Source organism: Actinocorallia herbida (assembly GCF_003751225.1).
GTDB classification, from domain to species: domain Bacteria; phylum Actinomycetota; class Actinomycetes; order Streptosporangiales; family Streptosporangiaceae; genus Actinocorallia; species Actinocorallia herbida.
Genome location: NZ_RJKE01000001.1, coordinates 4,189,553 through 4,209,457, shown reverse-complemented (window position 1 = coordinate 4,209,457; position 19,905 = coordinate 4,189,553). Strand labels below are relative to the sequence as shown.

Annotated in this window: 21 protein-coding genes; 10 read left to right on the top strand and 11 right to left on the bottom strand. The window is 72.1% G+C overall.

Annotated elements, in window-relative coordinates; genetic code table 11:
- Window positions 1-18 precede the first annotated feature (18 nt).
- The gene (locus tag EDD29_RS19420; protein ID WP_123665772.1) at window positions 19-1,461 is read left to right on the top strand and encodes an MFS transporter; all 1,443 of its coding nucleotides are present in this window, start codon (window positions 19-21) and stop codon (window positions 1,459-1,461) included.
- A 52-nt stretch (window positions 1,462-1,513) separates the two neighbouring features.
- On the opposite strand, the gene EDD29_RS19415 is transcribed toward EDD29_RS19420, so the two are convergent.
- Entirely contained in the window at window positions 1,514-1,819 is a 306-nt protein-coding gene (locus tag EDD29_RS19415) for a GNAT family N-acetyltransferase (RefSeq protein ID WP_123665771.1), read from the bottom strand.
- Window positions 1,820-2,006: 187 nt separating this feature from the next.
- Between EDD29_RS19415 and EDD29_RS19410 the strand changes: the two genes are divergently transcribed.
- Both EDD29_RS19410 and EDD29_RS19405 read left to right on the top strand, forming a co-directional pair.
- Window positions 2,007-3,563 carry a long-chain-fatty-acid--CoA ligase gene (locus EDD29_RS19410; protein ID WP_123665770.1) on the top strand — a complete coding sequence of 519 codons (1,557 nt, stop codon included), beginning with the start codon at window positions 2,007-2,009 and terminating at the stop codon, window positions 3,561-3,563.
- A gap of 110 nt (window positions 3,564-3,673) precedes the next feature.
- Window positions 3,674-4,444 carry a DUF3152 domain-containing protein gene (locus EDD29_RS19405; RefSeq protein ID WP_246052857.1) on the top strand — a complete coding sequence of 257 codons (771 nt, stop codon included), beginning with the start codon at window positions 3,674-3,676 and terminating at the stop codon, window positions 4,442-4,444.
- A 3-nt stretch (window positions 4,445-4,447) separates the two neighbouring features.
- Here EDD29_RS19405 and EDD29_RS19400 read toward each other — a convergent pair whose 3' ends face one another.
- A complete protein-coding gene (locus EDD29_RS19400; RefSeq protein ID WP_211359799.1) occupies window positions 4,448-6,028 on the bottom strand; it encodes a GMC family oxidoreductase in 1,581 nt (526 codons plus the stop codon).
- A 251-nt stretch (window positions 6,029-6,279) separates the two neighbouring features.
- On the opposite strand from EDD29_RS19400, the gene EDD29_RS19395 reads away from it, so the two are divergent.
- Window positions 6,280-7,707: a hypothetical protein gene (locus tag EDD29_RS19395; protein WP_123665768.1), complete on the top strand. Its 1,428-nt coding sequence runs from the start codon at window positions 6,280-6,282 to the stop codon at window positions 7,705-7,707.
- On the opposite strand, the gene EDD29_RS19390 is transcribed toward EDD29_RS19395, so the two are convergent.
- Both EDD29_RS19390 and EDD29_RS19385 read right to left on the bottom strand, forming a co-directional pair.
- Window positions 7,694-8,056: a hypothetical protein gene (locus EDD29_RS19390; protein ID WP_123665767.1), complete on the bottom strand. Its 363-nt coding sequence runs from the start codon at window positions 8,054-8,056 to the stop codon at window positions 7,694-7,696. The genes EDD29_RS19395 and EDD29_RS19390 overlap by 14 nt on opposite strands.
- Before the next feature lie 263 nt (window positions 8,057-8,319).
- Window positions 8,320-8,868: an FtsX-like permease family protein gene (locus EDD29_RS19385; RefSeq protein ID WP_123665766.1), complete on the bottom strand. Its 549-nt coding sequence runs from the start codon at window positions 8,866-8,868 to the stop codon at window positions 8,320-8,322.
- Between the two features lie 32 nt (window positions 8,869-8,900).
- Here EDD29_RS19385 and EDD29_RS19380 point away from each other — a divergent pair, with 32 nt between their 5' ends.
- The 3 genes from EDD29_RS19380 to EDD29_RS19370 all read left to right on the top strand — a co-directional run bounded on the left by EDD29_RS19380 (window position 8,901) and on the right by EDD29_RS19370 (window position 10,772).
- Window positions 8,901-9,320: a hypothetical protein gene (locus tag EDD29_RS19380; protein ID WP_123665765.1), complete on the top strand. Its 420-nt coding sequence runs from the start codon at window positions 8,901-8,903 to the stop codon at window positions 9,318-9,320.
- A gap of 74 nt (window positions 9,321-9,394) precedes the next feature.
- Window positions 9,395-10,231, top strand: a complete 837-nt coding sequence (locus EDD29_RS19375) for a DUF817 domain-containing protein (protein ID WP_246052855.1) — start codon at window positions 9,395-9,397, stop codon at window positions 10,229-10,231.
- A gap of 28 nt (window positions 10,232-10,259) precedes the next feature.
- Window positions 10,260-10,772, top strand: coding sequence for a DUF6790 family protein (locus tag EDD29_RS19370; RefSeq protein ID WP_123670570.1), 513 nt, complete (start codon window positions 10,260-10,262; stop codon window positions 10,770-10,772).
- On the opposite strand, the gene EDD29_RS19365 is transcribed toward EDD29_RS19370, so the two are convergent.
- Both EDD29_RS19365 and EDD29_RS19360 read right to left on the bottom strand, forming a co-directional pair.
- A complete protein-coding gene (locus EDD29_RS19365; RefSeq protein ID WP_246052853.1) occupies window positions 10,763-12,076 on the bottom strand; it encodes a metallophosphoesterase in 1,314 nt (437 codons plus the stop codon). The genes EDD29_RS19370 and EDD29_RS19365 overlap by 10 nt on opposite strands.
- A gap of 228 nt (window positions 12,077-12,304) precedes the next feature.
- Entirely contained in the window at window positions 12,305-12,679 is a 375-nt protein-coding gene (locus EDD29_RS19360) for a hypothetical protein (protein ID WP_123665763.1), read from the bottom strand.
- Window positions 12,680-12,925: 246 nt separating this feature from the next.
- Between EDD29_RS19360 and EDD29_RS19355 the strand changes: the two genes are divergently transcribed.
- A complete protein-coding gene (locus tag EDD29_RS19355; RefSeq protein ID WP_123665762.1) occupies window positions 12,926-13,936 on the top strand; it encodes an SMP-30/gluconolactonase/LRE family protein in 1,011 nt (336 codons plus the stop codon).
- A gap of 50 nt (window positions 13,937-13,986) precedes the next feature.
- Here EDD29_RS19355 and EDD29_RS19350 read toward each other — a convergent pair whose 3' ends face one another.
- From EDD29_RS19350 to EDD29_RS19335, 4 genes are read right to left on the bottom strand one after another with little or no spacing between them, the layout of a single operon-like run.
- Window positions 13,987-16,224 (bottom strand): heavy metal translocating P-type ATPase, encoded by a 2,238-nt coding sequence (locus EDD29_RS19350; protein WP_123665761.1) that lies wholly within the window; start codon window positions 16,222-16,224, stop codon window positions 13,987-13,989.
- A 33-nt stretch (window positions 16,225-16,257) separates the two neighbouring features.
- Entirely contained in the window at window positions 16,258-17,184 is a 927-nt protein-coding gene (locus EDD29_RS19345) for a hypothetical protein (protein WP_123665760.1), read from the bottom strand.
- The gene (locus tag EDD29_RS19340) at window positions 17,184-17,396 is read right to left on the bottom strand and encodes a heavy-metal-associated domain-containing protein (protein ID WP_123665759.1); all 213 of its coding nucleotides are present in this window, start codon (window positions 17,394-17,396) and stop codon (window positions 17,184-17,186) included. Before EDD29_RS19340 ends, EDD29_RS19345 begins: the two co-directional genes overlap by 1 nt.
- Window positions 17,397-17,422: 26 nt before the next feature.
- Window positions 17,423-17,731, bottom strand: a complete 309-nt coding sequence (locus EDD29_RS19335) for a metal-sensitive transcriptional regulator (protein WP_123665758.1) — start codon at window positions 17,729-17,731, stop codon at window positions 17,423-17,425.
- A gap of 155 nt (window positions 17,732-17,886) precedes the next feature.
- Here EDD29_RS19335 and EDD29_RS19330 point away from each other — a divergent pair, with 155 nt between their 5' ends.
- Window positions 17,887-18,477 carry an HD domain-containing protein gene (locus EDD29_RS19330; protein WP_123665757.1) on the top strand — a complete coding sequence of 197 codons (591 nt, stop codon included), beginning with the start codon at window positions 17,887-17,889 and terminating at the stop codon, window positions 18,475-18,477.
- Window positions 18,478-18,599: 122 nt separating this feature from the next.
- On the opposite strand, the gene EDD29_RS19325 is transcribed toward EDD29_RS19330, so the two are convergent.
- A complete protein-coding gene (locus tag EDD29_RS19325) occupies window positions 18,600-19,439 on the bottom strand; it encodes a DUF4253 domain-containing protein (protein ID WP_123665756.1) in 840 nt (279 codons plus the stop codon).
- A 95-nt stretch (window positions 19,440-19,534) separates the two neighbouring features.
- Between EDD29_RS19325 and EDD29_RS19320 the strand changes: the two genes are divergently transcribed.
- Window positions 19,535-19,894 carry an MmcQ/YjbR family DNA-binding protein gene (locus EDD29_RS19320; protein WP_123665755.1) on the top strand — a complete coding sequence of 120 codons (360 nt, stop codon included), beginning with the start codon at window positions 19,535-19,537 and terminating at the stop codon, window positions 19,892-19,894.
- Window positions 19,895-19,905: the final 11 nt, after the last annotated feature.

Sequence of the window (19,905 nt, the reverse complement as noted above, 5' to 3'; positions counted from 1 at the left end):
CCCACTCGTGGAGCGAACTTGAGCGAGTCCACCGCCGCGGCGCGCCCGCGGGTCGTCGTCGCCGTCCTTGCCGGAGCGGGGATCACCGTCTCCCTCATGCAGACGCTCGTCGTGCCGATCCTGCCCGAGCTGCCGCGCATCCTGCACACCAGCGCCGCCAACGCCTCCTGGGCGATCACCGCGACCCTCCTGGCGGGCGCGGTCGCCACCCCGGTCGCCGGCCGCCTCGGCGACCTCTACGGCAAACGCCGCATCCTCCTGGCCTGCACGTTCCTGCTCACCGCGGGGTCCCTGGTGTGCGCGATCGGTGCGTCCCTGTGGCCCGTCGTCATCGGCCGCACCCTGCAGGGCCTCGGCCTGCCCGTGATCGGCCTCGGCATCTCCGTCATGCGCGACGTGCTGCCGCCCGAGCGTCTGGGCACCTCCATCGCGCTGATGAGCAGTTCCCTGGGCGTCGGCGGCGCGCTCGGCCTGCCGATCGCCTCGGTGATCGCCGAGCACACCGGCTGGCAGGCCCTGTTCTGGGTGTCGGCGGGCGCGGGCGCGATCATGACGGGCCTCGTGGCGTTCCTCGTCCCGGAGTCCCCGCTGCGCGCGGGCGGCCGCTTCGACTACCTGGGCGCGCTCGGCCTCACCGCGGGGCTCCTCCCGCTCCTCCTGGCGATCTCCAAGGGCGGCGACTGGGGCTGGAACGCGCCACTGACCCTCGCCCTGTTCGCGTTCTCCGCCGTGTCGTTCGCCGTGTGGGCCTGGTGGGAGCTGCGGGTGGCCGCGCCCGTGGTGGACCTGCGCGCCACCGCCCGCCGCCAGGTCCTGGTGACGAACCTGGCCTCCATCCTCATCGGCTTCACCATGTACGGGATGTCGCTGGTCACCCCGCAGATCCTCCAGCTCCCCCCGTCCACCGGCTACGGCCTCGGCCTGTCGATGACCGAGGCGGGCCTGTGGATGGCGCCCGGCGGGCTCGGCATGATGGCCGTCTCGCCGTTCGCCGCCCGCGTCTCGCGCCGCCACGGCCCCCGCACGTCCCTGCTCGCCGGCGCGCTGATCATCAGCGCCGGGTACCTGCTGGCGCTGCCGCTGATGGCGTGGGCGTGGGGCGTGGTGGTGTTCTCGCTGGTGATCAGTATCGGGGTCGGGTTCGCGTTCGCCGCGATGCCCGCGCTCATCATGGCGGCGGTCCCGGTGTCCGAGACCGCCGCGGCCAACGGCCTGAACTCCCTCGCCCGCTCCCTGGGCACCTCGACCTGCTCGGCCGTCGTCGGCGTCGTCCTGGCCCACATGACCACCCGGGTCGGCCCGCTGTCCGTCCCGTCCGAGGAGGGCCTGCGCACCGTGCTGATCATGGCGGCGTGCACGGGCGCCGCCGCGGCCCTGACCGTCCTGGCCGTCCCCCGCCGCTCCCGCCCCGTGCCCGAGGCCGCGGTTCCGGCCGCGGCGCCCGTCCCCGCCGAGGGCTAGTCCGCGTTTCCAATCCGCCCGGCGGGGCCGGCCGCCGGGCGGATCGGGCCCGCTAGTCCACGACGACGCTGCGGGCCCGGTAGTGCAGGTCGGAGTACCCGGGGTGGGCGGCCATGTAGGCGGCGATGAACGGGCAGGTCGGCAGGACCTTCAGGCCGCGCGCCCGGGCGTCGTCCAGGACGGCGCGGGCCAGCGCGGAGCCCAGGCCGCGGCCCTCGTGCTCGCGGTGCACGACGGTGTGCGGGTAGACGACGAGGGACGGGCCGCGCATGTACTCGGCGAATCCGGCGAGGACGCCGTCGAGGTGGACTTCGAACCGCTCGCGTTCGGGGGCGTCGGTGATGACGGGTTCGGCCACGGGGGCTCCTCACAAAGATCACAGATAAGGCTTGCGGGGACATTTTGCCTGTTCTGCGGGCACCTCGCATTTCCGTCTCCCGAGCCATGGGTGCATCATGCACGTAAGCACTTACCGACCCGGTAGCGCACGACCAGCACGCACCACCTGACGCCGCACCCGTCAGCCGAAGAAAGGGAGACGTCCCATGACCTCCACCGCGCAGCGCCCCGACGGGGCCGGAACGCACTGGGTCGACAGCGTCGCCCGCCACGCCCACGGCCGCCCCGACCGGATCGCCCTCCGCTTCGAAGGCGCCTCCACCACCTACCGCGACCTCCACACCCGCCTCACCGCCCTCGCCGGCGCCCTCCACGCACGCGGCGTCACCCACGGCGACCGGGTCGCCATCCTCATGACCAACCGGCCCGAGTTCGCCGAGACCCTCCTGGCGATCAGCCGCCTCGGCGCCATCGGCGTGCCCGTCAACTTCCGGCTCACCGCCCCCGAAGTCGTGCACATCATCACCGACTCCGGCGCCAAGGCCCTCATCACCGAAGCGGCCCTCGCGCCCCTCGCCGCCGAGGCCCGCGCCTCCGCGCCGGTCGCCGCGCTCGTCGTCGCCGGGCCCACCGACGTCCCCGGCACCCTCGACTACGCGACCCTGCTCGCCGAGGGCGCACTGCCGCCCACCGTCCAGGTCGCCGACACCGACACCGCCCTCATCATGTACACCTCCGGCACCACCGGAGCCCCCAAGGGCGCGATGCTCACCCACCTCAACCTGCTCATGCAGTCCTTCACCGTCATCCGCCACTGGCGGCTGTTCGGCGACGACGAGGTCGGCCTCCTGGCCTCGCCCCTGTTCCACATCGCGGCCGTCGGCTGCCTCGCCCCCCACCTGCTCATCGGCGCCACCACCGTCATCGTTCCCAGCGGCGCGTTCGACGCCGCCGCCACCTTGGACCTCATCGACGGCGAGGGCGTCACCAACGCGTTCTTCGTCCCCGCCCAGTGGCAGCTCCTGTGCGACGACCCCTCGGCGTCCAGCCGGGCCGGGAGCCTGCGCATCATCAGCTGGGGCGCCGCGCCCGCCACCGTCACCCTCCTGGAACGGATGGCCGCGACGTTCCCGCAGGCCGCCAACGTCGCCGTCTTCGGCCAGACCGAGATGTCCCCGGTCACCTGCGCCCTCGACGCCGCCGACGCCCTCCGCAAGATCGGCTCCATCGGCCGGCCCATCCCCACCGTGTCCGCCCGGGTGGTCGACGGCGACATGAACGACGTCGCCCCCGGCGAGGTCGGCGAGATCGTCTACCGCGGCCCCTCCACCATGCAGGGCTACTGGAACAACCCCGCCGCCACCGCGGAGGCCTTCGCGGGCGGCTGGTTCCACTCCGGCGACCTGGTGCGCGCCGACGAGGAGGGCTTCCTCTACGTCGTCGACCGCAAGAAGGACATGATCATCTCCGGTGGGGAGAACATCTACTGCGCCGAGGTCGAGAACGTCCTGGCCGCCCACCCGGGCGTCGGCGAGGTCTCCGTCATCGGCGTCCCCCACCCCAAGTGGGGCGAGACGCCCCTGGCCGTCGTCGTCACCCGCGCCGGAGCACCGGCCCCCACTCTGGAGAGCCTCACCGACTTCTGCCGCGACCGCCTCGCCTCCTACAAGAAGCCGACCGCGCTCGTCGTCGTCGACGCCCTGCCCCGCAACGCCTCGGGCAAGGTGCTCAAGCACGAGCTGCGCGCCGCCCACTCCGGCTGACCCGCCGCCGCGCCGCCCGCCGGGAGGCGGGCGGCGCGGGGCACACCGGACCCACCCGTGTATTCCCGGCTCGCGCACCCCATCGGCACGGGTAAGATCGCTTACGCTCAGTGATCAACCAGAAAGAACGACCCCTCGTGCGCTCCCTGCGGGTTCCGGCCGGAATCGCCATCGTCATCACCGCCACCGTCGCCGCGGCCCTCATCGCCCGACCCGGCGATCCCGCGCGCACCCCGGCCGCAGCGCCCACGACGCCGTCGGCGACCCCGACCGCGGCATCCACGCCCGCGCCCGGTCCCACCCCGACGCCCACGAAAGCCGCAGGACGCCTCCAGCCGCTCCCGCGCATGGTCCCCACGCACGCCGACGGCGCCTACAAGACCGCCCCCGGCACCGCCAAGGCGCACGACGGCGACGGCACCACGGTCCGCTACCTCGTCGAAGTCGAACGCGGCCTGCCCTACACCCCCGCCGAGTTCGCCGAAGCCGTTCACCTGATCCTCAACGACCCCCGCGGCTGGGGCCACCGCTTCGTTCGCGTCGCCGAAGGCCCCGTGGACCTGCGCGTCTCGCTCACCAGCCCGGCCGAAGCCCGGCAGCGCTGCCTGCCCCTCGACGTCGGCCTCGCCCTGTCCTGCTTCCAGGGCGGCCGCGCCGTCATCAACGCCGACCGCTGGAACACCGGCGCCCCGTCCTACGGCCGCGACATCGCCACCTACCGCGAGTACCTCATCAGCCATGAGGTCGGCCACGGCCTGGGCCACGGGCACACCACCTGCCCGGGACCCGGCCGCGCCGCCCCCGTCATGGTCCAGCAGACCAAGTCGCTCTACGGCTGCGACCCGAACCCCTGGCCGCACCCCGGCCGCGCCGACCGGTAGCCGCTACCCGCGGATCAGGTCGGCGGCGTGCCACGCGATCGCCATGATCGGACCGTTCAGGTTCCCCGCGACCATCGTCGGCAGCACCGAGCAGTCCACCACCCGGACCCCTTCGACGCCCCGCAGCCGCAGCAGCGGATCCACCACGGCCTCCTCCTCGGGTCCCATCGCGCACGTCCCGACCGCGTGGTACCCGCAGTACCCCCGGTCCAGGGACGCCTCCACGATCTCCTCGTCCGTCGCGACGGCCGGGCCCGGCAGCGTCTCGGACGCGATCCGCGACGCGATCGGCTCGGCTTCGAAGAGCTCGCGCATCCGCCGGAACACCGCGGCGCCCGTGGCACGGTCGCGCGCGTCGCCGAAGTAGTTCGGATCCACCAGCAGGGGAGCGTCCGGGTCGGCGGACGTGATCGCGACCCGGCCGGTCGCCTCGGGCCGCAGCACCACGCCGACGCAGCTCAGCCCCGGCTCGCTCTCCACCGCGACCTTCTCGCCGGCCTCGAACGTCCGCGGCGACATCGGCCCCAGCAGCAGCTGCCCGTCCGGCCGCTCCAGTGACGGGTCGGACTTCACGAACGCGATCACGTCGTACGCCGGCGTCGCCAGCGGGCCCTTGCGCGTCGCCAGGTACCGCATGCCCGTCACCGCCTGGCGCAGCGGTGACGACAGGTGCCGGTTGTAGCCGACGTCGTCGCGCAGCCGGTACTTGGCGACCAGGCACCGGTGCTCACGCAGGCCCGCGCCGATCAGTTCCCGCTCGACCCTGACCTCGACCCCGGCCTCCTTCAGCACCGCGGCCGGGCCGATCCCCGACTGCTGGAGCAGCCGCGGCGTGTTCAGGCTGCCCAGTGAAAGCACCACCTCGCGCCGCGCCCGCAGCTCGCGCACCGCCCCCTTGCGGTCCCGCACCTCCACCCCGACCGCCCGCTCGCCCTCCAGCAGCAGCCGCGTGGCCGTCTGACCGGTCGCCACCTTCAGGTTCGGCCGCCCCATCGCCGGACGCAGGAACGCCCGCGCCGCGCTCACCCGCCGCCCCTTGTGGATCGTCGCGATCGAGTACCCGATCCGCTCGTCGTCGGCGTCGTTCGCGTCGTCGGTCACCCGCAGCCCCAGCGCCGCCCCCGCCGCGATCATCTCCTCGCACAGAGGCTCGGGACCCGCCGGGCCCCCCACCTTCAGCGGCCCGCCCGCACCGCGCGTCTGCGACCCGCCCAGCGCGTGGTCCTCCATCGCCCGGAACGCCGGCAGCACCGCGTCCCACCCGAACTCCTTGTTCCCCAGCTCCACCAGGGCGTCCCAGTCCGCGCGCTGCCCCCGGTTGTAGACCATCCCGTTGATCGCGCTCGACCCGCCCAGCACCCGCCCCCGCGGCCAGACCTCGTTCGTCGCGCGCGGCCCGAACGGCGCCGTCGGGTACAGCCATGCCGCCTTCGGATCGGTCATCGCCAGCCCGAACCCCTTCGGGATGTGGAACATCGGGTTGCGGTCCGACCCGCCGGCCTCGACCAGCAGGACGCTCACCTTCGGATCCGCCGACAGGCGCGCCGCGAGCACGCACCCCGCCGAACCGGCACCTACCACCACGTAATCAAACATCCGGTGTACCCTTCCGCTCCGTGACGACCCCGTCACGCTAGCGCAAAACCCCCCGCCCCACCCGGAAAACCACGCACAGCCGCGACCGGCGCCCACACCCGTGCGAAACCGCGGGACAGGGCCCGGACGGCGGCCCCGAGGTGCGGGTCCCGAGAAGCCGCATGATTCCGACTAGATCAGTCGGCAAAGTATGACTTATGATCATGGGCGCATCGCCCCCACGATCAAGCGGAGTCACCTTGCGCCCCACCGGCATCACCCGCGCCGCCGCCCTCGCCCTCGGCACCCTCCTCATCGCCACCGCCACACCCGCCGCCGCAGCCGGACCCTTCGACCCCCGACCGCCCGCCAACCCCTACGCCGGGCCCGCCGGAACCGCCACCATGCACGGCGACACCGCCTCCTCCAAGACCTCACCCCACGCCGGACCCGCCGCCGGAGACCTCACCTCCAGCCGCGCCGCCCTCGCCTCCGCCTGCCCCACCGTCCTCGTCGGCTCCGACGGCCACCCCGTCGCCCTGTGCACCGAGATCTTCGGCCAGAACCCCACCGTCCACCTCCTCGACCCCACCGACGGGCAGTCCATCACCGACCTCGGCCTCACCAAGGGCTCCCTCCTCGGCGGCGTCTACGCCTACCTCGACGACCTCGACCGCCTCGTCGTCATCGACGGCAGCCGCGACCTCCTGCGCGTCGGCCACCGCAAGAACGCCTCCGGCGACTGGGAGCTCCACATCGCCTCCCGCCTCCCCCTCGACTCCGTCATCGCCGAAGACGACGCCGTCATCGGCATCTCACCCGACTGGCAGGGCCGCGTCTGGTTCGCCACGAGCAAGGGCGTCGTCGGCACCGCAGACGACGCCACCGGCACCATCAAGACCACCACCCTCCCCGCCGGCGAGAAGATCGCCAACAGCATCTCCACCGTCCCCGACGGCACCGCCGTCGTCACCACCCACGCCACCTACCTCCTGCGCGCCGACACCACCGGCACCCCCACCGTCATCTGGCGCCGGACCTACGACCGCGGCCCCGGCCGCAAGCCCGGCCAGCTCAGCTGGGGATCCGGCTCCACCCCCACCTTCTTCGGCCCCACCGGCACCGACTACGTCACCATCGTCGACAACGCCAACCCCAAAGTGAGCCTCATCGTCTACAACGCCGCCACCGGCGCCCAGATCTGCAAACTCCCCGTCCTGTCCGCCGGAGGCAGCGGCAGCGAGAACTCCCCCCTCGCCTCCGGCAGCGCCGTCTTCCTCGCCAGCACCTACGGCTACCCCTACCCCGCCCTCCCCGACGACGCCGGCACCAGCGTCCCCGCCTCCGCCGACTTCCCCGGCGGCCTCACCCGCGTCGACGTCACCGCCACCGGCTGCACCGTCGCCTGGGACATCGTCCTCCGCTCCGCCGCGGTACCCCGTCTCTCCCTCGCCGACGGCCTCCTGCGCACCGTCATCCGCAAACCCGTCATCTCCGGCTCCACCTCCACCGGCATCTTCGACACCTTCGCCTACACCGAGATAGACCCCGCCACAGGCGCCACCGTCCGCACCAAGAACCTCGGCGTCGGCTTCATCTACGACTCCCTCCAAATGGCGGGCACCATCACCCCCGGCGTCTACTGGCAGGGCACCACCACCGGCGTCCTCCGCATCACCAACGACTGACCACCCGACACCCCGCAGCCCGGAGCGGTGCCCGGGCACCGCTCCGGCACGGCCGCCCCCGTCGACGCACCCGCTCCAGAAGGCGGCGGCCACCGGGGACGGACCGAACGGCGGTCAGCGCGGCCACCACCAGCACCATCGCCACGATCAGGCCGACGAGCCGCCAGGGCACCGGAAGCGTGACGTTGACGCCGGTGAGGAGCATCCACCCGGCCGGGAAGACGCCCAGAACTGCGCCACCGAGCACGGACAGCACCTGCACCGCCGCCAGCACCCCGGTCACCTCCACGGAGTGGCACCGAGCACTTCGCGCCAGCACCGACACCTGCCGGTCGCCGAGCACCGTCACCCAGGTAACGACACCATGACGTGGACCGCCGCCAGGGCGAGCAGGACGACCGTCCAGACCGGCAGGACCCGCCGGAGCGTCTCGACCTGGTCCCGGTGTAGCCACCGGTGCCGTCTAGGCCCCCAGGAACGTGTTCAGCACCAGCAGAACGTAGAACCCGCCGACCGCGACACCGACCACGCCCGGCAACCGCCCGCCGCGGCCTGCGGGCGGTGACCCGCACGGCGAGCAGCAGCGGGACGGCAGCCGCCATGAGACGGCGATCAGCCGGCCGGTGCGGTGCGGCGGGCGTGCCGCGTCGGCCAGCGCGCGCCGACCGTGCCGGACCGGACCGCGCACACCTCCGGCACCGAGGTCGCCGCCGCGACGCCGAGCGCGACGGCCGTCACCAGGCCGATCGTGGACCAGCTCAACGACGCCGTCCCCACACCACCGACGAGACCGGCGCTGGACTCGGTGAGCAGCGGAGCGGTCAGCGCCCCGATCGCCGGCCCGGCCGCGGCCGCCACGACGGCCACGAGCAGATACTCCGCGAGCGCCACCGCCGCGACCAGGCCCGGGGTACCGCCGACGGCCTTCAGAAGTCCGACACGCCGGGTCTGGCCGGCCATCCGGCCACCGACCGGCACCGCGAGACCCGCCACGGTGCGAAGGCCGAGCAGCCAGGCGCCGATCAGCAGGATCTCGGAGCCCTTGGCCAAGTCGGTGGCATCGGCGCGGATGCCCTGCCAGATCCGCGTCATGAGGTCGTCGCCGTACCGGTCGGCGCAAGCCCCCGCTCCGTCCGGGTCGGCCGACTTCAGGTTCATCATGTGGGAGAGCGCGTTCCCATCCGAGGTGGGCGATGCCGCGCGCAGAAGCACCCGCCGGGTCGATCTTCACCAACGGCGGCGACCGCAAGCCCCTGATGAAGGAGATCCTCAGCAGGGTCGTCGAGTCACCCGCCGACCCCGTCCCGGATCCCACGGCACGCCCCGACACCCGGCGCTGCGCGGGCGTCTACCGCTCGAGCACGAGCCAGACCACCGTGCACGAAGACGAACAGGGACGGCTCTGGCTCGAGCAGATCCCCCTCGGTCTCGCGGCGGAGACCGGCGACGAGCCGTACCGGACGGAACTGCTCGCCTGGCGAGGAGACTCCCTGCTGCCCGCCGAGCCCGGCCACAGGCCCGTCGCGTTCCTGGGGGACGACGGCCAGGGCCGCGCGCGCTACCTGCACACGGGCCGGGCCGACGTTCGCGCGGCCGGACGAACCGAAGCCTGAACGCTCGCACCCCCATAAACATGACCGACCACCACAAAACGAACTTTCCGATAGGTGCGGCGGTCGCACACAGCGTGGGGTACTTCATCGCGCAACTCCTGCGCTTCGCCTGGGCCGAGGCCCGGGCCTGCGCCTTCGCCGTGGCACTCTTCCTCGGGCTCGCCCTCTTCTCCATCATCGACACACCCCTCCCGCGCTACGACGCACTCCTCCTCTACGCGCTCGCCATCACCGGACTCTTCTACCTCCTGCGCTGGGAGACCGCAGGCGAAGTCGCCGTCATCGGCGGATTCCACCTCGTCGGCCTCATCTTCGAAATCGTCAAAGTCCACCTCGGATCCTGGAGCTACCCCGGCGACGCCTGGACCAAGATCGGCGGAGTACCCCTCTACAGCGGCTTCCTCTACGCCGCCGTCGGCAGCTACGTCTGCCGCGCCTGGCGCACCCTCGACCTCCGCCTCACCGGCTACCGCACCACCGCGACGGCCACCGTCTCCGCCGCCATCTACCTCAACTTCCTCACCCACCACTTCCTCCCCGACCTCCGCCTTCCCCTCGCCCTCCTCCTCATCGCCGCCACCCGGCGCACCGCAGTCCACTTCACCGTCGGCCAAGCCCGCTACCGCATGCCCCTCGCCCTCTCCTTCGTCCTCATCGGCTTCTTCCTCTGGATCGCCGAGAACATCGCCACCTACCTCGGCGCCTGGCGCTACCCCTACCAACAGGACACCTGGAACCTCGTCCACGCCGACAAATTCGGCGCCTGGGCCCTCCTCGTCTCCGTCGCCTTCGTCCTCGTCGCCGCCTGGCAAGCCCGCCACGGCCGACTCACCGAACCAGCACCCGAAACCACTGCCGAACCCACCCCCGAACCCCGCACCGACCAGCACCAACCACAGAACGTACAGTGATCACTACTGTGAACACTCAGGGGTGGTCATGCAACTCGTCGCCATCGCGGCCATCGCCCTCATCGGCGCCGCGATCCACTGGACCCGCAAACGCCGCACCCCCACCCGCCCCGGCGAAGCCGCCGACACCTTCCTCGTCTGGTGGCTCGCCGTCGCCATCGGCATCGGCGGCATCCTCGGCGCCTGCGCCCACCTCTTCGACGGCCCCGGCACCGCCGAAATGATCGGCTACACCCGCGGCAACGGCGGCTTCCAGTACGAGAACGCCATGGGCGACCTCTCCATCGGCATCGCAGGCGTCCTGTGCATCTGGTACCGCGGCAACTTCTGGCTCGCCGTCATCATCATCATGTCCATCCAGTACCTCGGCGACGCCGCAGGCCACCTCTACTACTGGTTCGCCGAAGACAACACCCGGCCCGGCAACATCGGCGCCCCGCTCTACCTCGACTTCCTCGAACCCATCCTCGCCTGGATCCTCTACCGGATCTCACACGAACACGGCGGCGACGCCCTCCAGCGGCCCCGGCGTCACGCCTGACGCGACGCCAACTCCACGACCGTCACGTCCGAAGGCGCCCCCACCCGGGTCGGCGGACCCCACGCGCCCGCACCCCGCGACACGTACAACTGCGTGTCCCCGAAACGGTCGAGCCCCGCCACCGTCGGATTCGCCAGCCCCGCCACGAAGTTCATCGGCCACAGCTGACCGCCATGGGTGTGCCCCGACAGCTGCAGGTCCACCCCGTGCGCCACGGCCTCATGCACGAACACCGGCTGATGCGCCAGCAGCACCGACGTCCGCGAAGGATCCCGGTCCGCCAGCGCCGCCGCCAGATCCGGACCGTCCCCGTAGTCCTCGCCCGCCACGTCGTTCACACCCGCCAGATCGAACCCGGGCAGCTCTACCCGCTCGTTCGCCAGCAACCTCAGCCCCAACTCCCGCACGTGGCCCACCCACGCGTCCGCATCAGAGAAATACTCATGATTGCCCGTCACGAAGAACGCCCCATGACGCGCCCGCAACCCGCCGATCGGCTCCACCGCCGACCTCAGGTCGTCGACCGTCCCGTCCACCAGGTCACCGACCACCGCGATCAGATCCGGCTGCGTCGCGTTCACCGTCGCCACGACCCGCTCGGCGAACCCGCGCCCCAGGATCGGACCCAGGTGGACGTCGCTCACCACCGCGATCCGGAACCCGTGCGCCGACCGGGGCAGCCGCGCCAGCGGTACCGTCACCCGCTTCACCCGCGGCCCGCGCAGCACCCCGTACGTCCCGTATCCGGCCGTGCCGACCGCCACGGCGGCCGCGGCGCCGCCCACGACCCGCGCCACGAACACCCGCCGCGACGGGTCCGCAGGGACCTCCGCGCCGGGCTCGGACTCCGCGGCAGGCTCCGCGGCCAGGGCGACGGCCGACGCCTCGCCGGGCACGGTGATCGGGACAGGGGCCGGAGCCTGCGCACCCGCGGTCTCCCGCGCCGCCCGCCGGCGCAGCCACCACCGCAGCGCGGGCCGGACCGCCTCGCCGACGAGCACGCCGAGCAGCAGATACAGGGCGACCGCCACCCACAGGTACCCCGGCCACGCGAGGACCTTCACCAGCCAGAACGGCAGCCCCGCCCGGGAGCCGATGAACGTCGCGAGCATGAGCAGGGGACCCGCCACGAACACCGCGGTGCCTAGGCGTCGCCACGGCGTCCCGGCCGAGGTCGTCTCCCTGACGACCCTGCGCCACACGTACCGGTGCAGCCCACCCAGCACACCCAAGATCACCAATAGGACCAGAACGAACACGACACCCACGGCGCAGCCCTCCCCGACGTTCAGCGCACGGCTCACGAAGGGCGACACCACACGATTCCCCCAAGCCAGGTGCAGTATCCCGCAGCTTCACCCACCCCGCGAACCCTACGAACAGCGACGAGACGACCACACCGATCATCGGTTTAACCGATGATGAGTCTTTAGTCCTTTGTGTTTTTGAGGGGGTTCTCGGGCTTGTCCCGACCGGCGCCTTTACACAGTAAGGTTAATGCGGGTGAGGAGAAAGAAGGCGAACGGGTCGCTTTACCGATCGAGATCCATCACCAGTTCATGGCCGACCCGCGAGTGATAGTCGGCAAGCCACAGCACCGCCTCCGACAGAGCGCGCTCCTCCTCCGGCATTCCCGCCTCGATGAGCATCTCCCGGACCACGGGCGCCTCGACCGCGAGGCTCATCCGCGGCGGCTCATCGGCGGCCGCGTAGAGCGCGAGGACCTTCACACAGAACCGGGTGAGCTCGTCCGCGTTGGCCAGCGGCGAGGCGATGACCGTCTTCGCCACCCCGACGACACCGTCATAACGAGACCTGGCATCGAGTGGATCCTCCACCAGGCTCCGCGGTGCCTCCGCCCAGAACTCGGCGGCCATCTCGTCAACGCGCCGCCACGCGGCGGCCATAAGATCCTGACCGCCTTTTCCCCGCCTACGCCGGAACACGCCCACGCGCCACACCCTTCCGCACAGATCCCGCCGATCATAGCCACCCGATCCCCGCCCAAGGATCACTCCGCTCCTCACCCTCACCGGTTCACCGGTTAACGGCCGCCCGAAATCCGCGGCACCCGGATCCCACCGAAGCCTCCCGCGTTCCTCTGCTCCCCTCGACGCCCTGTGCGACGATCGGCACACCGATCGGAGGCAGCGATGACCAAGCCCGCGCTCGACCCGTTCCAGCGGCGCATCCCGGCGGCTCCGCCGCGCAGCAGAGAAGAGCGCGGGCCCACGCCGTTCCCCCGGACGTCGGCGCTGCCGCTGCGCGGGCGGGCACCGGAGGACGTCGTCGTGGACGGGCACGGAAGGCTGCTGTGCGGGGTCGAGGGCGGCGCGGTCCTCCGGGTCGACCCCCTCAGCGGGGCGCAGGAGGAGGTCGGGAACACCGGCGGACGGCCGCTCGGCCTCGAGACACTCGACGACGGACGGGTCCTGGTGTGCGACGCCGATCGCGGACTGCTCAGGCTCGACCCCGAGACCGGACACGCCGAGACCCTCGTCGCCGACGTCGCGGGCGTCCCTCTGCGGTTCTGCTCCAACGCCGTCGCCGAAGCCGACGGGACCGTCTGGTTCACCGAGTCCACCACCCGGTTCGCCTTCGCGCACTACATGGGCGCGATCCTGGAGCACCGCCCGTCCGGCCGCCTCCTGCGCCGCTCCCCCACCGGCGAGGTCGACGTCGTCCTGGACGCCCTGTACTTCGCCAACGGCCTCTCCCTCACCCCCGACGGCGCAGCGCTCCTCCTCGCCGAGACCATCGGACCGACCCTCAGCCGCGTCGCCCTCACCGGCCACCGCGCGGGCGTCCGCGACGTCGTGGCACCCAACCTGCCCGGCTACCCCGACAACCTCTCGCGCTTCACCGACGGCCGCGCCTGGGTCGCCCTCACCAACCCCCGCGACCCCGCACTCGACCGCCTCGCCTCCGCCCCGGCCTGGGCCGCCCGCGCCCTGTGGGCACTGCCCGACCGGCTGCGCCCCGCAGGCCGCGCCACCACCTGGATCCTCGCCGTCGACGAGCACGGCGCCGTCCTGCACGACCTCCAGACCCCCGACGCCGCCTACCCCATGGTCACCGGCGTCGCCGAACACGACGGCGACCTCTACCTCGCCGGGCTCCCCGGCACCGCTCTCCTGCGCGTCCACCTGTCCGAGACGCCCTGACACGGCGAGGCCCCCGCCTTCCTGCGAAGACGGGGGCCGGAGAAGAACCGCTACTCGAACGAGCGGAGCCGCAGGCTGTTCGAGACGACGAAGACGCTGGAGAACGCCATCGCCGCGCCGGCGATCATCGGGTTGAGCAGGCCCGCCGCCGCCAGCGGCAACGCCGCGACGTTGTAGGCGAACGCCCAGAACAGGTTCCCCTTGATCGTCCGCAGCGTCCTGCGGGACAGCCGCAGCGCGTCGGCCGCGGCCCGCAGATCACCCCGGACCAGCGTCAAATCCGACGCCTCGATCGCCGCGTCCGTCCCGGTGCCCATGGCCAGGCCGAGATCCGCGCGGGCCAGCGCCGCGGCGTCGTTGACGCCGTCGCCGACCATCGCCACGACCCTGCCCTCCTCCTGGAGCCTGGCGACCTCGGCGACCTTGTCCTGCGGCAGCACGTCCGCGATCACCCGGTCGATCCCGACCTCACGCGCGACGGACTTCGCCACCGCCTCGTTGTCGCCCGTCAGCAGCACCGGCGTCAGGCCCAGCTCCCGGAACCGCGCGACCGCCTCGGCCGAGGTCGGCTTCACCGTGTCGGCCACGACCAGCACGGCCCGTGCCGCGCCGTCCCAGCCGACCGCCACCGCGGTACGGCCGCCCGCCTGCGCCTGCTCCAACGCGTCCTGAAGGCGCGCCGGGAGCCGCTGCGACCACTCTTCGAGCAGCCGCGGCCGGCCCACCAGAACGGCGTGGCCTTCCACCATGCCCTGGACGCCCAGGCCCTCGACGTTCGCGAAGTCCTCCGGCACGGGCAGCTCCCCCGCCCGCTCCGCCGCACCCCGTGCGACGGCCCGCGCGATCGGATGCTCCGAGGCGTGCTCCAACGCGCCGGCCAGCCGCAGCACCTCCTCCTCGGACTCACCCTCGGCGAGGTGCACCTCCACGAGGGTCATCCGGCCCTCCGTGACGGTGCCCGTCTTGTCCAGCACGATCGTGTCGACCGCACGGGTCGACTCCAGCACCTCAGGGCCCTTGATCAGGATGCCGAGCTGCGCGCCCCGCCCGGTGCCGACCAGCAGCGCCGTAGGCGTCGCCAGACCCAGCGCACACGGGCACGCGATGATCAGCACCGCCACCGCCGCGGTGAACGCCGCGGTGGCGCCCGCGCCCGCGCCCAGCCAGAACCCGAGGGTACCCAGCGACAGCGCGATCACGATCGGCACGAACACCCCGGAGATCCGGTCGGCCAGCCGCTGGACCTCGGCCTTCCCGGTCTGCGCCTCCTCCACCAGCCGCGCCATCTGCGCGAGCTGCGTGTCGGCGCCCACCCGGGTGGCCCGGACCACGAGCCTGCCGCCCGCGTTCACCGTCGCGCCCGTCACCCCGTCACCGGGGCGGACCTCGACCGGCACCGACTCGCCCGTCAGCATCGAGGCGTCCACGGCCGACGACCCGTCCTCCACGACCCCGTCCGTCGCGATCTTCTCGCCCGGACGGACCACGAAGCGATCCCCGACTCGCAGCCGATCCGTCGGGATCCGCGTCTCACGCCCATCGCGCAGCACCGCGACGTCCCGCGCGCCGAGCTCCATCAGCGCCCGCAGCGCCGCACCCGCGCGCCGCTTCGACCGCGCCTCGAAGTACCGGCCCGCCAGCAGGAACGCCGTGACGCCCGCCGCGGCCTCCAGATAGATCATCCCCGCGCCGTCGCCGCGCGAGATCGTGAACTCGAACGGGTGCGTCATGCCGGGCTCGCCCGCCGTCCCGAAGAACAGCGCCCACAGCGACCAGCCGAACGCCGCGAGGGTGCCCAGCGACACCAGGGTGTCCATCGTCGCCGCGCCATGCCGCAGGTTCGTCCACGCCGCCTTGTGGAAGGGCCAGCCCGCATAGACGACGACGGGCGCCGCGAGCGTCAGCGAGAGCCACTGCCAGTACGTGAACTGCAGCGCCGGAACCATCGCCAGGACGATCACCGGAACGCTCAGCACCACCGCGGTGACCAACCGCTGCCGCAGCGGCCGCGACTCGTCCGCGGGCTCGGCGGGCCCGGCCGCCGCGCGCGGCGGCTCGGGCAGCGCCGCGGTGTACCCGGCCTGCTCGACGGTCTCGATCAGCCTCTGCGGGTCGAGCTCCGCCGGGAAGGTCACCTTCGCCTTCTCGGTCGCGTAGTTGACCGTCGCGGCGACCCCTTCGAGCTTGTTCAGCCTGCGTTCGATCCGGTTCGCGCAGGACGCGCAGGTCATGCCGCCGATCAGCAGCTCGACCGAGCCATTCGGCGGCGCGTCGGTGAGGGAGGACATCACCTCTCCTTTCCTCTCATCTCGTCCGCGCGGTCAGTGGGTGTGGCCGTGGTCGTCGGTGGACACCGACGGTAGCGGCGAGGGGGCGGCCGGAGCGTCGCCGGCCCGCACGGTGAACGCCGCGGTCCGCACCACACCGTCGATCTTGAAGTCCAGGAAGAGCCGGTAGGCGCCCGCGCTCGGGGCGCTCACCGCGAACCCGACCTCGGAAGACGCCGAGACCCCCTCCCCCGCCTCCTCGGCGGGGTGGACGTGCAGATAGGCGAGGTCCCCGGAACGCAACGCGACCAGATGGCCGTAGGCGCCCAGATAAGGTTCCAGACCCGCTACGGGCTTCCCATCGCGGCGCACCGCGAACGTCAGCGTGCTCGACGCGCCGCCCACCACGGAACCCCGCATCTCCACGGTATAGCCGTCCGCCTCCGCCGTCGCCGACGGCTCCGGAAGATCGGCGGGCTCGTAGTCGCCCGGGACGGCGAGGTCGGCGCCGAGCACGAGGGCCTGGGCCGCGCCCTCGGGGGTGAAGTCCGCGAAGACCCGGTGGCTGCCCGCGGACGGGAGATCCACGGTCGTGCTCCAGACGCCCGCCGCGTCCCGGGAGGGGTGCAGGTGCCGGAAGACGGTCAGATCGCGGTCGGCGACGATCAGGTGGAGTTCCTTGTCGTGGACGGTCTCGTACGCGGTCACGGGATCGCCCTCGGCGTCCCGGACGGTGAAGCGGAGCGGGCTCTGCGTGCCCGCGGCCGCCCTGGTCGTCGCCAGGTCGAGGGTGTAGCCGCCCCCCGACACCTGAAGCCCCCCGGGGGTGTCCGCGGCGGCTCCGGGGGCCGCCGCGTTGTGGTGGGCGGGCGCGTCGTCCGGCGGGCCTCCGTCGCCGACCATGCCGCCGAGACCATAGGCGGCGGCGAAGACCGCGACGAGACCGGCGACGTAGGCGCCGACCTTGACTGGGGTGTTCATCAGGGCTCCACCAGGGCGTATCCGGCCTCGGCGACGGCGGTGCCGAGCGCCTGGAGGTCCACGGGGCCGTCACTGGTGACGGTCAGCAGACCGCTCGCGAGATCGACCTCCGCGCCGGTCACCCCGGGCACCTCGGCGACCTCCTCGCGGACGGAGCTGACACAGTGCCCGCAGGTCATGCCCTTGACGGTGAGGGTCGTGGTCGTGGTCATGGCGAAGACTCCTTTCAGAACGGTGATCAGGACCGGACGAGCCGGGCGATGGCGTCGGTAGCCTCTTTGACCTTGGCCTGCGCCTCCGGCCCGCCCTTCGCGGTCGCCTCGGCGACGCAGTGGACGAGGTGCTGTTCCAGGAGCTGGAGGGAGAAGGACCGCAACGCGCTCGTCGCGGCGGAGACCTGCGTCAGGATGTCGATGCAGTACTTGTCCTCCTCGACCATCCGTTGCAGGCCGCGTATCTGGCCCTCGATCCGCCGCAGCCGCTTCAAGTGCTGCTCGGCGGTGTCGCTGTATCCGTGCACGGCCTTGTCCTCCTCCCCTGTCCCCACGTCTGTGCAACACCATACCCCCGTAGGGTATTCCACGCGAGGGGCGCCCCGCCCGAGATCCAGAACGCCGACCGCGCCGGAACCCCTCAGGGGTATCCGGACCGGTGCGGGCCGTACGCTTGACGCCGTCCGTTCGCTCTCCCGCAAGGCAGGCCATGATCCCCTCCGACGAGGACATCCGCGCACTCCACGAGAAGCACGCGCCCACGCCCGAGGCGTTCGAGGCCGTCTACACGCACTGCCGGATCGTGTGCGCGATCGCCGAGCAGCTCCTCCCCCGGTTCCCCGAACCGGTCGACGCCGCCCTCGTCCGCGCCGGATGCCTGCTGCACGACCTCGGCGTCTACCGGCTGTACCGCGACGGCGTCCTGGACTACAAGCGGTACATCCGGCACGGGGTGCTCGGCCACGAGATCCTCGCCGAGGAGGGCTTCCCCGAGGAACTGTGCCGGTTCTGCTCCTGCCACACCGGCATGGGCGTCACCCGGGCCGACGTGACGGGCCAGGGCCTGCCGATCCCCGTCGCCGACTACGTGCCCGGCACCCCGGAAGAGCGCCTTGTCATGTACGCGGACAAGTTCCACTCCAAGTCCGCCCCTCCCGCCTTCGTCTCCCCCGAGTCCTACGCCGCCCGGGTCGCCCGCTTCGGCGACGACAAGGTCGCCCTCTTCCAGCACCTCCGCGACACCGTCGGCGACCCCGACCTGGCTCCCCTGGCCGCCCGCTACGCCCAGAACATCGTCTGACGCCGCCGTTTCCTCCCGCTCTGAAGCCCTTTGATGAGTCTTCAGTCCTTTGGATCTTCCGGATCTTCGTCGGTGGCGTTCCGCACTCTCGACCCGGGGCCTTTACAAAGTAAGTTTCTCATTCAATCCCACCAGAAGCGCCACTCATGGAGATCGACCAGTTCCCGCGCGTAGCTCCTCAGGTCGTGGTGGCGCCCCTGCCAGACGCTGTCCGGGCAGAACGCGAAGTGCTCGGCGGCGATGGGAAGGGCCTCCGTCGGCGTCGTGGGCGGCGCCGCGATGCTGAGGTACAGGTCCGCGAACCCGACGCCCACCACGATCGCGCCGAACCGGTCCTCCCAGGAGCGGACGACCGCCGCGATCTCCGCGGTGTCCTCCACATGGTTCACCGGCCCGATCCACCCCGCCGCCGCGACCGAGTCCGCGCCCCTGCCGGTGGCGACGAGGCCGAGCCGCCACTCACGGCCGAGGGTCATCAAGTGGGAGGCGTACTCCTCCGCCGCGAGGACGGGGTCCGCCCCCTTCAAGCCCGGTGCGAGCCCCGGCCATCGGCGTCCGTACGGCGCCGTCACCGCCTCGCGTTCGGACTCCGAAAGGTGGTCATCGGGATCGCCGGACGCCGTGCAACCCTCCCACGACGCCGACAGGACCCGTTCGGGGTCATAGGACGAGGGCGCGCCCATGCGATCCGGAGCCAGTTCACCGGACGCCCACGGCCGGAAATCGTCATCGCGTGCCAGCGGCTCCAGGAGCAGCGGCCACAGCCCGGTCCGGGCGTGCAGCGCCCGGACCGATGCCCACAGCCCGTCCGTCGCCCGCTCCCCCGACAGCCAGAGCACCGGGTCGCCCTCTTCGGTGGCGATGAGCCCGCCGCCGGGCAGGAGGGAGAGCAGCTCGGCGATGTCGGCCTCGGGGCCGGCCAGGGACATGAGATCGGCTTCCAGCCGGGCGTCGGAGATCATGCGAGCAAGGTAGAGCAGGGATCCGACAGAACACGAGGTCAGGGTCCCTCCCGCGTGACCCGGATTCTGTCGGACCCGCGTTCTAGGCTTGCCGCATGGACGAGACGGTGATCACACGGATCCGGGAGATCTGCCTGCGCCTGCCCGAGGCCCTGGAGAAGCCGTTCGGCGGGCACACCTCTCCCGCCTTCCGGGTGCGGAACAAACTGTTCGTCATGACGAGCGAGGACGGTCTGAGCATGACCTTCAAGGCCGGCCCAGGCGTCCAGGAGGCGCTGGTCTCCGACGCCCCTGAGCAGTTCTTCGTGCCGCCCTACGTCGGCTCGAAGGGTTGGGTGGGCGCCCGCCTGGACGTTCCCCAGGACTGGGCCGAGATCGCCGACCTCATCGAGGACTCCTACCGCCTCATCGCCCCCAGACGCCTCGGTGCGAGCATCGTCCGGCCGGCCGGGTGACGCTGCGCCCG

Coding starts and splice junctions, on each gene's coding strand:
- EDD29_RS19410 (WP_123665770.1), top strand. CDS start 2,007: ATGACCTCCACCGCGCAGCGCCCCGACGGGGCCGGAACGCACTGGGTC.
- EDD29_RS19385 (WP_123665766.1), bottom strand. CDS start 8,868: ATGATGAACCTGAAGTCGGCCGACCCGGACGGAGCGGGGGCTTGCGCC.
- EDD29_RS19380 (WP_123665765.1), top strand. CDS start 8,901: ATGCCGCGCGCAGAAGCACCCGCCGGGTCGATCTTCACCAACGGCGGC.
- EDD29_RS19370 (WP_123670570.1), top strand. CDS start 10,260: ATGCAACTCGTCGCCATCGCGGCCATCGCCCTCATCGGCGCCGCGATC.
- EDD29_RS19360 (WP_123665763.1), bottom strand. CDS start 12,679: ATGGCCGCCGCGTGGCGGCGCGTTGACGAGATGGCCGCCGAGTTCTGG.
- EDD29_RS19355 (WP_123665762.1), top strand. CDS start 12,926: ATGACCAAGCCCGCGCTCGACCCGTTCCAGCGGCGCATCCCGGCGGCT.
- EDD29_RS19350 (WP_123665761.1), bottom strand. CDS start 16,224: ATGTCCTCCCTCACCGACGCGCCGCCGAATGGCTCGGTCGAGCTGCTG.
- EDD29_RS19345 (WP_123665760.1), bottom strand. CDS start 17,184: ATGAACACCCCAGTCAAGGTCGGCGCCTACGTCGCCGGTCTCGTCGCG.
- EDD29_RS19340 (WP_123665759.1), bottom strand. CDS start 17,396: ATGACCACGACCACGACCCTCACCGTCAAGGGCATGACCTGCGGGCAC.
- EDD29_RS19330 (WP_123665757.1), top strand. CDS start 17,887: ATGATCCCCTCCGACGAGGACATCCGCGCACTCCACGAGAAGCACGCG.
- EDD29_RS19325 (WP_123665756.1), bottom strand. CDS start 19,439: ATGATCTCCGACGCCCGGCTGGAAGCCGATCTCATGTCCCTGGCCGGC.
- EDD29_RS19320 (WP_123665755.1), top strand. CDS start 19,535: ATGGACGAGACGGTGATCACACGGATCCGGGAGATCTGCCTGCGCCTG.